General features: G+C 55.8%; 11 protein-coding genes. 5 read left to right on the forward strand and 6 right to left on the reverse strand.

Translation table 11 applies throughout. The annotated features are described in order from the left end of the window. Positions 1-112 precede the first annotated feature (112 nt). The gene (locus GC087_RS12495) at positions 113-730 is read left to right on the forward strand and encodes an undecaprenyl-diphosphatase (RefSeq protein ID WP_162285673.1); all 618 of its coding nucleotides are present in this window, start codon (positions 113-115) and stop codon (positions 728-730) included. Between the two features lie 356 nt (positions 731-1,086). After that, positions 1,087-1,989, forward strand: coding sequence for a DNA replication terminus site-binding protein (tus, locus tag GC087_RS12500; protein ID WP_033741473.1), 903 nt, complete (start codon positions 1,087-1,089; stop codon positions 1,987-1,989). 34 nt (positions 1,990-2,023) lie between these two features. On the opposite strand, the gene fumC is transcribed toward tus, so the two are convergent. After that, a complete protein-coding gene (gene fumC / locus GC087_RS12505) occupies positions 2,024-3,421 on the reverse strand; it encodes a class II fumarate hydratase (protein WP_324028455.1) in 1,398 nt (465 codons plus the stop codon). Between the two features lie 191 nt (positions 3,422-3,612). Between fumC and manA the strand changes: the two genes are divergently transcribed. From manA to add, 3 genes are all read left to right on the forward strand, one after another. Continuing rightward, positions 3,613-4,788, forward strand: a complete 1,176-nt coding sequence (gene manA, locus GC087_RS12510) for a mannose-6-phosphate isomerase (protein WP_054633837.1) — start codon at positions 3,613-3,615, stop codon at positions 4,786-4,788. Between the two features lie 121 nt (positions 4,789-4,909). Further along, positions 4,910-6,409, forward strand: a complete 1,500-nt coding sequence (locus GC087_RS12515; RefSeq protein WP_324028456.1) for a YdgA family protein — start codon at positions 4,910-4,912, stop codon at positions 6,407-6,409. A 227-nt stretch (positions 6,410-6,636) separates the two neighbouring features. Beyond that, a complete protein-coding gene (add, locus tag GC087_RS12520; RefSeq protein WP_039340455.1) occupies positions 6,637-7,632 on the forward strand; it encodes an adenosine deaminase in 996 nt (331 codons plus the stop codon). 48 nt (positions 7,633-7,680) lie between these two features. Here the strand turns inward: add and GC087_RS12525 are convergent, their stop codons facing one another. The 5 genes from GC087_RS12525 to GC087_RS12545 all read right to left on the reverse strand — a co-directional run bounded on the left by GC087_RS12525 (position 7,681) and on the right by GC087_RS12545 (position 13,411). After that, entirely contained in the window at positions 7,681-8,721 is a 1,041-nt protein-coding gene (locus tag GC087_RS12525) for an oxidoreductase (RefSeq protein ID WP_324028457.1), read from the reverse strand. A gap of 78 nt (positions 8,722-8,799) precedes the next feature. Then, positions 8,800-9,717 carry an arabinose operon transcriptional regulator AraC gene (araC, locus tag GC087_RS12530; protein ID WP_006119067.1) on the reverse strand — a complete coding sequence of 306 codons (918 nt, stop codon included), beginning with the start codon at positions 9,715-9,717 and terminating at the stop codon, positions 8,800-8,802. Between the two features lie 72 nt (positions 9,718-9,789). After that, the gene (gene araH, locus GC087_RS12535) at positions 9,790-10,776 is read right to left on the reverse strand and encodes an L-arabinose ABC transporter permease AraH (protein ID WP_324028458.1); all 987 of its coding nucleotides are present in this window, start codon (positions 10,774-10,776) and stop codon (positions 9,790-9,792) included. Between the two features lie 12 nt (positions 10,777-10,788). Beyond that, positions 10,789-12,309, reverse strand: coding sequence for an L-arabinose ABC transporter ATP-binding protein AraG (gene araG / locus GC087_RS12540; protein ID WP_033741304.1), 1,521 nt, complete (start codon positions 12,307-12,309; stop codon positions 10,789-10,791). Positions 12,310-12,427: 118 nt separating this feature from the next. Then, the gene (locus GC087_RS12545) at positions 12,428-13,411 is read right to left on the reverse strand and encodes an arabinose ABC transporter substrate-binding protein (RefSeq protein ID WP_006119064.1); all 984 of its coding nucleotides are present in this window, start codon (positions 13,409-13,411) and stop codon (positions 12,428-12,430) included. Positions 13,412-13,570 lie beyond the last annotated feature (159 nt).

Raw genomic sequence — 13,570 nt, forward strand, 5'->3', positions numbered from 1 at the left:
CACTCATTCAGCCGGCTGAACAGATGAACGCGGCGAATGACGATTAAGGTTTTATTAATCTTGCGCGGGGAAAATGGCCCTTGTCCTCTCTTACCACAGAGCCCACGCGCTGATGAATACTTTGCTGGAAACCTATAATCAGGATCTGTTCCTTACCATTAATGCCCTTCCCGGCACGCCCGGCTGGCTCATCGATTTTGCGACATTCAGCGCAGAGTATCTGATCTTTCTGCTGCCGCTTATGCTGCTGATTTACTGGTTTACAGGTGGGCGCGCAGAACGCGAAACCGCCCTGTTTGCCATCGTAACGGCCATCACAGGGCTGACACTGAATTTTCTCTGTTCAGCATTCTATTTTCATCCGCGCCCTTTTATGATTCGGCTGGGTCATCTGTGGATCGATCACGCTGCGGATACGTCATTTCCCAGCGACCACGGCACGCTGTTTTTCAGTATCACGCTGGCATTATGGGCCAGGGGTAACTGGGGCTCCGGTGGCATTCTCACGCTCGTCTCACTGCTGGTTGCCTGGTCACGCATCTTTCTCGGGGTTCACTTCCCACTGGATATGGCAGGCGCGCTCGGTGTAGCGGCCGTAGCCGTGATCATCGTAACCCTGTTCTGGCGCAAAAAAGGCGAAACGCTGCTGTCATGTTGCGAAGCCGTATCAATATGTTTATTCAGCCTGCTCCCGGAACGGATTTATCAGTTGTTCAGCCGACATTCGTAATCCTGCGCCGCTTAACCCCGGTGCCTGAAGGCGGCGAGAGCGCCCGCCAGGCACCGAATAACCTTTTTTGGTTTTGTCACCGTCGGTGACCAGCCGCTTCCCGCCGATTCTGTCTACGCTGGTGACGATGGTAATGCACCCTGTCCCGCGTGGAGCTGTCACTCGCTTTTTTCTGGTGGGCCCCATCGCACCCTGTGCTATCTTCGCCCTGCTTATGCCACAGACCGCACCATTTCAGAAAGCCTGTTTAGTATGTTGTAACTATAAAGACGTTTGCAGCAGCGCGATCTTTCTGCCACATTGAGCATGTTGTAACTACAGGAGAGACTTCGGTGCGTTATGATTTAGTCACAGATATGCAGCAGTGCGTCAAGGATCTCGAAGAAGCCCTGGGAGCATTACGGCAGCAGATTGAGGCGCAGCCGCTGTTAATCGCCCGGGTCTTCAGTCTGCCCCCGATTGAAAAAGGGCATGAACACGATGCGATTACTCAGATTGCCGTGGAGCAGCACCTGGGCACAGAGGCGCGGGAGCGGGCGCTCAACCACTATTGCCGTCTGTTCATGCAGCACCAGTCAGAAAAGCTCAGCACTAAAGCCGCCGTGCGCCTGCCGGGTGCGCTCTGCATCGAATGCAGCGAGCAGGACACGCAGCAGCTTACCGCGTTTATCAACAGCATCAACCAGCTGAAAGCCCGTCTTGAGCACATGATCACCGTGGAGTCCGGTCTGCCTTCCGAAGCCCGGTTCGAATTTGTGCATCAGCATTTGCGTGGCTTAATTACCCTGAATGCTTACCGGACCATCACCGCCCTTCCCGCGCCAGAGAGTGTGCGCTTTGGCTGGGCAAACAAGCAGGTCATTAAGAACGTTAAACGGGACGAGATCATCGCCCAACTGGAAAAGAGTCTGAAGGCTGGCCGTGCCCAGGCTCCCTGGACACGCGAGCAGTGGGCGGAAAAAGTGCAGCAGGAACTGGCGGATGTACGCGCCCTGCCCGCATCCGCGCGCCTGAAGATTAAACGTCCGGTGAAAGTGCAGCCGGTTGCGCGCATCTGGCGTGCGGAAGAGAAAAAGCAAACGCAGCTTGCCTGCCCGTCACCGATTCTTGTGCTGTGCCGGGATCGCACCCAGGTGCCAAAGTTAGGTGAGCTGCTGAATTACGATGCGGAGGCGATTACGCATCGCTATAAACCCGCCGCAGAACCCCTGCATTTGCTGATCCCACGGCTGCATCTCTGGGTGGACTGCCCGGTGTGATATCAGGGCCTGTGCAGGCCCTGACAGACCTCACTTACGACTTCATGCTGCCTACCATGTCTTCCGGACGCACCCAGGCATCAAACTCCGCTTCCGTCAGATAGCCCAGCTTCAGCGCCGAAGCTTTCAGCGTTAAGCCTTGTTTATGGGCCTGTTTGGCAATTTCAGCGGCCTTGTCATAACCGATGTGCGTATTCAGCGCGGTGACCAGCATCAGCGACTCGTTGAGCAACTGATCAATACGCTCACGCACCGGTTCGATACCGACAGCGCAGTGGTGATTGAAACTGTCCATCCCATCCGCCAGTAAACGAACGGACTGCAGGAAGTTATGGATAATCATCGGACGATAAACGTTCAGTTCGAAGTTGCCTGATGCGCCCCCCATGTTAATCGCCACGTCATTACCCATGACCTGACAGCACAACATTGTCATCGCTTCACACTGGGTGGGGTTAACCTTGCCCGGCATGATGGAGCTGCCGGGTTCGTTTTCCGGGATAGCAATTTCGCCGATACCACAGCGCGGACCGGATGACAGCCAGCGGACATCATTAGCAATCTTCATCAGTGAAGCCGCCAGGCCTTTCAGCGCACCGTGTGCATGCACCAGCGCGTCGCAGGTGGCCAGGGCTTCAAACTTATTAGGGGCGGTCACAAACGGCTGCTCTGTCAGTACCGCCAGGGCTTTCGCCACACGCACGGCATATTCAGGATGGGTATTCAGGCCGGTTCCCACCGCGGTGCCGCCCAGCGCCAGCTCGGCCAGATGCGGAATGCTCTGCTCAATATGTTTAAGGTTGTGCTCCAGCATGGCGACCCAGCCGGAGATCTCCTGACCGAGCGTGAGCGGCGTGGCGTCCTGCAGATGGGTACGGCCAATTTTAACGATGTCTTTAAAGGCGTCAGATTTGGCACGCAGGGTTTGCTTCAGAACGTTCAGTTGGGGAATCAGGTGCTCACGTACCGCAATGACCGCCGCAACGTGCATCGCGGTCGGGAAGACATCGTTTGAACTCTGGCTTTTATTAACGTCATCGTTGGGATGCACCAGACGGGACATGCCGCGCTCACCGCCCAACAGCTCACTCGCACGGTTGGCCAACACTTCATTCATGTTCATGTTGGTCTGGGTGCCGGAGCCGGTCTGCCAGATCGCTAGCGGGAATTCATCGCTGTGTTTATCCGCCAGCACTTCATCAGCGGCCTGAATAATCGCCTCCGCCCGCTCCGCAGGCAGTAAGCCTAAATCCCGGTTAACGCTGGCGGCCGCGCGTTTGGTCATCGCCAGCGCGTGCACCAGCGCCACCGGCATCTTCTCTGTTGAGATACGGAAATGCTCCAGGGAGCGCTGTGTCTGTGCGCCCCAAAGTTTATCAGCCGGTACATCAATTGGCCCCATTGAATCTTTTTCAACGCGATTGGCTGCCATGACTTTCTCCTTTCACCGTTTTAAATAAACCCTTCGTTCACGCGCGGGTGTTCGCTACGCATGAAGCAGATAAACTCATACAAATTTTTAACATCATCCGAGCTTAGCATCCTTCTTGCGCTGGATATGTATTTTCCATGCCAGTTTCTGCTTTAATAAGCGCAATATTCCCATGCCAGAAAGGCAGTGAAATGAAAAAGATGAGTAATGCGGTGCAATATTATGCCTGGGGGAGCAAGACGGCATTAACCTCCCTGTATGGCATCGCCAATCCTGAAGACTTACCGATGGCGGAACTGTGGATGGGGGCGCATCCCAAAAGCCCGTCCGCCGTTGACGTTGAGGGGCAATCCCGCTCGTTACGCGATGTCATCGCGGCCCATCCGTCGCAGATGCTGGGCGACGCCGTGGCAAAACGCTTTGGCGAACTGCCCTTTTTATTTAAAGTGCTGTGTGCCGATCAGCCGCTCTCAATTCAGGTGCACCCCAGCAAATCCGCCGCCGAAGAGGGGTTTGCGCGTGAAAATGCCGCCTCTGTACCGCTCAGTTCGCCTGAGCGTAACTATAAAGATGCCAACCATAAACCGGAGCTGGTGTACGCCTTAACGCCGTTTAAAGCCATCAATGGGTTTCGCGAGCGCAACGAGATGGTGACACTGCTCACCCCAGTGGCGGACGCGCATCCTGAGATCGCGCATTTTCTGCGCCAGCCCAGCCCCGACAACCTGGCGCAACTGTTTTCAACCCTGCTGTCGCTTCAACAGGACGAAAAAGCGCAGGCGTTAACCGTACTGAAAAACGTCGTCAGTCAGCAGACAGGCGAACCCTGGCAAACCATTCATGAGATTGCGGAATATTATCCGGATGACAGCGGGTTATTCTCGCCGCTGCTGCTCAATGTGATTACTCTGCAGCCCGGACAGGCGATGTTCCTGTTTGCGGAAACGCCGCATGCTTATCTGCATGGCGTGGCGCTGGAGGTCATGGCCAACTCCGATAACGTTTTGCGCGCTGGCCTGACGCCAAAATATATTGATATTCCGGAACTGATGGCCAACCTCAAATTTGACGAAAAGCCGGCCAGCCAGCTTCTTACACAACCGGAGATACAGCAGGATGGCGAGTATTTTCCCATTCCGGTAGACGACTTTGCTTTCTCCATTCATACGGTGAATGCGCAGCCGCTTACCCTGCATCAGGAAAGCGCGGCACTGCTGTTTTGTATTGAAGGTGAGGCCACCGTCACCAATCGCCAGCAGCAACTGGTGCTAAAACCCGGCGAGTCCTGTTTCGTGGCCGCCACCGATGCGCCAGTGTCACTCACCGGCCAGGGTCGGGTGGCGCGCGTGTATAACACGTTTAACTGAGACGGCTGACGCCATTGCGCTTAACTGCTATTATTTCAAACTATTAGCTAAAATGCCTGCGGGCGCTTCTTCACCCGCTGTCTGTGACACGGGTGAAATCAAGGATAAGGACGATTCAGCAATGAAAAAGACTCAAGTTGCCGTTGGTGTGGTAGTCGCTCTGGGCGTAGTCTGGACAGGCGCGGCGTGGTTTACCGGCAAAAAGCTGGAAAGCAATATGGATCAAATGATTCAAAATGCTAACGCTCAGTTAACCACCCTGGCGCCCAACAGTCGTCTGAAAGTCAGCTATCAGGATTATCAACGCGGCATTTTCAGCAGTAAAATGAATGTGGTTATCCAGGCCAGCTCTCAGACCGAAGATAATCCTCTGCTCAAGCCCGGCCAGAGCATCATCCTGAATGAGCAGATCGACCACGGCCCGTTCCCCTTCGCACAGCTGAAAAAAGCCAACCTGATCCCCAGCATGGCGTCCGTGCATACCACGCTGACCAATACCGATGCGGTCAAAAAGCTGTTTGAACTGACCAACAATCAGTCGTTTATCAACGCCGAAACGCGTGTGGGTTACAGCGGCAGCACCGACACCGCAATAAAAATTCTGCCCATCGATTATCAAAATGCGCAAACAGCGCAACGCTTAGCCACCAGCGGCGGCACGCTGAATATCAGCGCAGACAACAAAGGCGATAAAGTGGGCCTGGACAGTGACATCGACAGCATTGCCATCACCACCAAAAATCAGGTCGATCAGCCGGTGATGTTTACGCTGAACGGCCTGAAGCTGAAAGCGGATACGCATCTCACCAACGAAGGCGTACGCATTGGCGATCAGTCCATCAGCGTGGATAAAGTGGCCGCCGCAGTCAGCGGTCAGGACGCGGTTATTCTTAACAAGATGGTCGGTGATTCCTCTTTTGATAATCAGTCCGGCAAAATCAATGGCGACATTAATTACAAAATTGACGGCGTTGAGGTGCAGAAGCAGAACCTGGGTCAGTTCGCATTAAAAATGAAGCTGTCACAGTTTGATGCGCAAAGCGTTAAAACCTTCTCGGATAACTATAACGCTCAGCTGACCACCCTGATGAACCAGCCTGGCGTGGAAGACGATCCGGTGCGTTTCCAGAACGGTGTGCGCGCGATCCTGCTGAACAATTTGCCGACCCTGCTGAAAGGGGCCCCGTCCATCAGCATCGCACCACTGAGCTGGAAGAACGATAAAGGCGAGAGCACCTTCAACCTGAACGCCCACTTTAACGATCCGTCCACGGTGACAGGCGAACCGCAGACGCTGGCGGCATCCGTTGATCGCGTGCTGAAAACGCTGGATCTGAAGCTGTCTGTCAACATGCCGATGGCGACGGAAACCATGCGCCATATTGGCCTGGCTGAAGGTTATCAGGCTGAAGACGCGCAGAAACTGGCCGATCAGCAGGTTAAAGGGCTGGCAGCGATGGGCCAGATGTTCCGTCTGACACAAACGCAGGACAACAACATCGTTACCAGCCTGCAGTATGCCAACGGTCAGGTGAACATGAACGGCGATAAGATGTCGCTGGAGCAGTTCATGTCACGCTATATGCTTGGCGTCCCGACAAACGAAGGCATGCCGCAATAAGGTCAACCTTTTCGATCAAGGCGGCCCTGGCCGCCTTTTTTACGTCACTGCACCGCCCTCTTTTCTCTCCCGATTCGCTCTCATCAGACGGCCTGCGCCGCGTTCCCGTTTATAAAGTGAACAGTTAACCCCTGCCTTTCACACTTGTTGCGCAAATCACTGGCGTTGTTGCGCAAGATATTTTTATAATGCTCTGCACTTTACAGATATCCAGACGAGTGCACTCCATGATTGATTCAACGCTTCCCCTTACCGACATTCACCGCCACCTTGATGGCAACATCCGTGCACAAACCATCCTTGATTTAGGCCGCCAGTTTAACCTGACCTTACCGGCGGATACGCTGGACACCCTGCGTCCGCATGTTCAGGTCACCGAAACGCAACCGGATCTGGTCAGCTTTCTGCAAAAGCTGGACTGGGGCGTGAAAGTGCTGGGCGATCTTGACGCCTGTCAGCGTATCGCGCGTGAGAACGTCGAGGATGCCGCCCGCGCCGGGATTCACTATGCCGAGCTGCGCTTTTCACCCGGCTATATGGCGATGACCCACCATCTGCCGATTGCCGGTGTGGTTGAGGCGGTGATTGATGGCGTAAAGGCCGGCTGCCAGCAGCATGATATCACCGTGCGCTTAACGGGCATCATGAGCCGGACTTTTGGCGAACAGGCCTGTCTGGATGAACTGAACGGCTTCCTCGCCCATCGCGACCATATTACCGCCGTGGATTTGGCCGGGGATGAACTCGGTGCGCCGGGTCACCGTTTTCTGAGCCACTTCCGTCGCGCCCGGGATGCCGGTTTTCATATTACCGTGCATGCCGGTGAAGCCGCAGGCCCGGAAAGTATCTGGCAGGCGATTCGTGATCTGGGCGCTGAACGCATCGGTCATGGTGTGAAGGCTATTGAAGATCGCGCGCTGATGGACTATCTGGCGGAAAACGGTATTGGTATCGAATCCTGCCTGACCTCCAATATCCAGACCAGCACCGTCGCCTCGCTGGCGCAGCATCCGCTGAAAATGTTCCTGGAGCATGGCGTGCTGGCGACCATCAACACCGACGATCCCGCCGTACAGGGCATTGAGCTGGCGCATGAGTACCTGCATGCCGCCCCGGCTGCGGGACTGAGCCAGGCGCAAATGCGTCAGGCACAGGACAACGGCCTGACTATCGCGTTTTTAAGCGCGGCAGAAAAAGCCGCCATCCGGGCGAAAGTGCAGTAAGCATAAAAAAGGCCGCGTTATTCGCGGCCTTTTTAGCGCTGAAAGCGCTTATTTCAGCGACATGGTCTGGCGTTTTTCCGCCGACTGCACCCCCAACTCAATCAGTTCCATGACCTGAATGGCTTCTTCCGCCGTCACCGGATTCGCCCCGCGCCCGGTAATGGCATCACGAATCGCAGCGTAATAGGCGGGATAGTTGCCCGGCTGTGTCAGGACGGTTTTTTCATTCAGCGCGTCGCCCTCCACCTGGGTCAGCGTACCGTCACGCATGTCGTAACCCCAGTTTTCGCCCGGCGGGAAATCCCCCGCTTTCAGCCGATCTTCCTGCGGGTCCAGACCGTATTTGACGTAACTGCCGCGCGTACCGTGCACGGTATAGCGTGCGGATTCAGCCGCCACCAGCATGCTGGCGTGCAGCACCACCCGGCGCTGTGGATAGGTCAGCGTCGCATGAAAATAGTCGGTGGTCTGGGCACCCGGCCGCATTTCCGCCAGATCAACGTTAATCGCCACCGGCGGGCCAAACAGCTGTAGCGCCTGATCCAGCAGGTGCGGTCCCAGATCGTACCAGATGCCGCTGCCCGCCCCTTTCATCTCGCGCCAGCGCTGCCGTACTTCCAGACGGAAACGGTCAAAGTGCGATTCAAAATAACGCACCTCACCCAGCTCACCCGCTGCCAGTAAGCCTTTCAGCGTCAGGAAATCACTGTCCCAACGGCGGTTATGGAATACGGATAACAGCAGCCCTTTGGCTTTAGCTAAGGCATCCAGCTCGCGCGCCTGTGACAACGTCACGGTGAACGGTTTGTCCACCACGACGTGCTTGCCTGCGTTGAGTGCGGCTTTAGCCAGAGGGAAGTGCGTATCATTCGGTGTAGGGGTAACAATCAGATCTAACGTAGGATCGTCGAACAGGGCCTGGGGCTCGGCGACGACCTGCACGGCGGGCCAGTCGGCATGGACTTTGCTGGCATCGCTGCTGGAGATGGCAGCCAGTTCAACCTCCGGCGTGCCCGCGATCAGGGGCGCGTGGAAGGTTTTGCTGGCAAAGCCATAGCCGATGAGTCCTACTCGCAGTTTCTCGCTCATTCCTTTTCCTCATTAATCGCTAACCAGACTGATTTAAGACTAATAGTCGGGTCAGGACAAGGAGGATTCCCCTTAAAATCAGGAGACTGAGCGCCGTGCACCGTTCCAGGCGCTCTGACTGGCCAGATTATCGTGTACGTCCTGATTGCGGCGGCGGAAATCACTCGGGCTGACACCGACGCGCTTACGGAAGACGCGCGAAAAATAGAGCTGATCGTCGTAGCCCACTTCACGCCCAATGCTCGCGATGGGTTCCTGCGTGGTTTGCAGCAGCAACTTAGCGCGAATGACGCGCTGATCTTCCCGCCAGCGAAGCAGGTTCACGCCCATTTGCTCGCGGAACAGGTGCGCCAGCCGCGAAGGTGACAGACACACATGGCGCGCCACTTCCTCGATTTTGACCTCGCTGGCCAGATGATTATTCACATACTGGCAGGCTTCGATGATACGGGGATCGCGGATTTGCTGATGGTTACGTGGATCTTCTTCCACCGCGCGTAACAACAGCCGTTCCAGCAAATTCATTGCCAGTTCTTCGGCAAAACGACGCGATGAGTTGTGGGTTTGTTCAATAGTGGCAAACAGGCGATCAAATTCGCCCCGCAGTGACTCCGGTAAGCGCAGCCGCCCGACGCCTTCCTGTTCATCCTGCCAGCGCAGCCAGTCATGCCAGTACGCGCGCGGACGAAAATAGACCCAGCGGTGAAACCACTGCGGACTGTCGGGCGCCCGACCATAATAGTGAGCCGTTTTTGGCTGGAACAGCAGCATTTCACCCGGTTCACAGTCAAAGGCCTTTTCGCCGTCGAACACCCGCCCTTTGCCTTTAATGGTCAGGTTGAGAATATAGCCCTTCATGCCGTGTGGGCGATCAATAAAGAAATCCAGCGGACCATCCGCGGTGATCGGGGTTAATCCCGCCACCAGCCAGGCATTAAACGCGTATCCGGGCAGCAAAGGGTTCTGCTGCTCTGCCGGTAATTCACGGTGATACATACTGTCCTCACTTCGTCGTTGATTGATCACGCGCGGACGCCTTTCGCGTCCGCGGGAAGGTTTCACGCCAAATCAGACTTTATTCTTTTGTTTGTAGCGGTCGAATATCACCGCTGCCAACAGTATCAAACCCCGCACAACATACTGTGAGAATGGCGAGATATTTAATAAATTCATCGCATTCTCAACGGTGCCCAGAATCAGTACCCCGGCGATCACATAGGAGATTTTGCCGATGCCGCCCTTCAGTGACACGCCGCCCAGTACGCAGGCCGAGATGACCACCAGTTCATAACCAATTGAGGTCATGGGCTGACCGCTGGTCATACGTGACGCCAGGATGATGCCCGCCGCCGCAGAAACCAGGCCAGAGAGAATAAAGATAATGATGCGGGTACGCACAACCGGCACGCCCGCCAGCCGTGCAGCCTCTTCATTCCCGCCAATCGCCAGCGCGTTGCGGCCAAAGGTGGTTTTGTTCAACAGGAAGGCGAAGATCACCATGGTACCCAGCGTGATCCAGATGGGCGCAGGCACGCCCAGCCAGTTGGCGAAGCCCAGTACGAAGAAGCGCTCGTCTTCGATGCCTACCGCTTTACCGTCCGAGAAGATATAGGCCAGACCGCGCACAATCTGCATGGTCGCCAGCGTGGTAATCAGGGCGTTGATTTTCAGTCGGGCGATAACAAACCCATTGATAAATCCGGTGATGACACCGAGTAACAGCCCGGCCGCCACCCCCAGCCAGAGGCTCTCGCTCATATTGATCACCACGGCGGTGACCACGCCCGCGCAGGCAATCACCGAGGCCACCGACAGGTCAAAATCGCCGGAGGCCAGGCAGAACAGCATACCGCAGGCCACCATGCCGGACATCGACATGGCCAGCCCCAGGCCTTTCATGTTGATAAAGGAGCCAAAGTTAGGGACAAAAACCGCACAGGCGATGAACAGCAGGGCAAACACCACCAGCATGCCAAAGTTGTCCCAGACGCGCCCAAAATGCACACCCCGGCGAGGGGCGGCTGGCGGCGTATTTGATGTCGTGGAAGAAGTCACGGTACTCTCCTGTCAGGCCACGGCGGCCGCATGTGTCGTTTTAGGCATGGCCAGGCTCAGCGTCAGCTGCTCTGTGGCCTCGTCATGCAGTAATTCCCCGGCGACCGCCCCTTCGCGCATCACGATAATGCGGTCGGCCAGGCCCATCACTTCCGGGAGATCGCTGGAGGCAAACAGCACCGCAATGCCGTTGTTCGCCAGCTGGTAAATCAGGTTATAAATTTCGTGTTTAGCCCCGACATCAATGCCGCGGGTAGGCTCGTCCAGCAAAATCACCTTGATCTCCTCGGACAACCAGCGGCCAAGAATGGCTTTTTGCTGGTTACCGCCGGACAGGTTCATGATCAACTGGTCAGCGCTGGGCGTTTTGATTTTGAGGGAACGGATATGGCTGTCGGCATTCTTCACCTCCCAGCCGTTTTTGATCAGGCAACCGGCGGTGAGGTTATGACGGCGGGCGCTGATGTTGATGTTGTCGCGCACCGAATGCACCGGAATAATGCCTTCGGCTTTGCGATCTTCAGGGCACAGCATCACGCCCGCCCGAATCGCATCAATTGGCGCCGTCACGTTAAGGGGTTCCCCGTCCAGCAGAATGCGGCCACCGCGCAGGCGCGTGGCACCAAACAGCCCTTTCAGCAGTTCGGTGCGTCCCGCGCCCACCAGACCAAACAGGCCGACAATTTCCCCGGCATGCACATTCAGCGAGATTGGCGCTCTGACGCCCTTCGCCTCCACGTCCTGTAGCGCCAGCCGTACCGGGCCTTTTTCCCGCGGCGCGTAGCCGTAGATATCACCCAGATTACGTCCGACCATCGCCTGTACCAGATCGTCATGATGCGTATTGGCCATGTCCGTAAAGGTGCGCACATAGCGCCCGTCTTTAAACACGGTGATGGCGTCACTGAGGGCAAAAATCTCTTCCATACGGTGCGAGACATACAGCACCACGCGCCCTTCCGCGCGCAACTGGCGGATCACCCGAAACAGATTGTCGATTTCGCGTGCGGACAGCGAGCTGGTTGGCTCATCAAAGGCAATGATGCGCGCGTTACGGGCCAGCGCTTTGGCAATCTCAACCATCTGCCACTGGCCCAGCGACAGGTATTTCAGCGGCATGTCCGGATCGATATCCATACCTAAATTTTTCAGTTGCAGCCCGGCTTCGTAACGCAGCAGCTTGCGGTTTACCAGGCCATGCTTATGCGGCAACTGGCCCAGATAGATATTCTCCGCCACGCTCATTTCGGGCACTAAATGCAGTTCCTGGTAGATAATGGCGACACCCGCATCCAGCGCATCCGTGGTGTGCTGGAAATTCATCGGCTTGCCTTTGATGCGAATCTCGCCGCCACTGGGCAGATAGCTGCCGCTGAGGATTTTAAGCAGTGTCGATTTACCGGCACCGTTTTCCCCCATCAGCGCGTGCACCTGACCGCCATGGCATTCAAATGAAATATCCTGCAGCGCTTTCACGCCGGGAAAAGTTTTACTGATGCCATGAAACGACAGAAAGGCTGAATCAGTGTTCATGGTGTCTCCAATAGATGGCTGTGAGGAATCGGGGCACCTGACGCTCAGGCTGAACACCGTCGCGGTGTTCAGCCCTGCTTTCCTGATGACCCGATGGTGTTATCCGTACTGCCTGTTATTACATCAACCCTTTCTTCGCCAGCTCGGTTTTGAAGTTGTCACGCGTAATCAACACGACGTCTGTCACTTCGGTGAATTTCGGTGGCTCCTGTCCTTTGCTTACCCAGTTGTAGAGCATCTGGCTGCTCTTATAGCCATGGATGTCCGGACTTGGCAGCAGTGAGCCATAGAAGCCGGTCGCGTTGGCTTTTGACAGTTCGCTGACGGCGTCGACGCCGTTGATACCGATACCGATCACGTCAGCGGCTTTAAAGCCCTGACCTTCGGTTGCACGCACGCCGCCCAGCACGGTGTTGTCGTTCATGCCGACAATCAGCCAGTGCTTCACTTCAGGGTGCTGAACCAGCAGAGAGTTACCGGCATCAAATGCGCCGGGGATGTCATTCGATTTGGTCGGGACCTGATAGATCTGTTTTTCCGGGAAGCCGGCCGCTTTCAGGGCATCCATCGAACCACCGGTACGACGACGCGCGGTATCCAGTTCGTTAGCGGTGATCGCCATCACGGCGGTGTCTTTGACATCCCAGCCGCGTTTCTGCATTTCTTTATACAGTTCCTGTCCCTGACGTTCGCCAATTTTGGTCGCGGCCATCATGACCAGCGGTACGCTGTCCATCGGCTTGCCTTTGGCGTTCACAAACTGATCGTCCACGGCGATCACCTTCAGGCCATAACCGCGCGCCTTTGCCATGATGGCGGAGCCGAGTTTGGGATCCGGTGTGCAGATCACGAAGCCTTTTGCGCCATTCGCGGCCAGGCTGTCGATAGCGTTAAGGGTTTTTTCGCCGTCCGGAACGGCAATTTTAATCACCTCGAAGCCCAGGTCTTTACCGGCTTTATCCGCAAATTTCCATTCGGTCTGGAACCAGGGTTCTTCCGGCTGCTTCACCAGAAAACCCAGCTTCATGGTCTCGGCGATAGCTGATTGTGACATAACCGCTGCCAGCCCGATGGCTGCCAGCGCTTTAGTGAATTTATGCATGATGCTCTCCGGCGCTAGTGGTTTTATCGCTGTTAAATACGAATCGGTGTAAACGCTACCAGTTAACTCTCTTTTGTAGGTACAGATGTAAATCAGCACGTTAGCGGGAGCCATGAGGGTAGCCTGCTTAAACGCTGGCCTAGTTTTAGCGGGAATGAA

It is taken from the genome of Pantoea sp. JZ2, assembly GCF_035191405.1.
Lineage (GTDB): Bacteria > Pseudomonadota > Gammaproteobacteria > Enterobacterales > Enterobacteriaceae > Pantoea > Pantoea stewartii.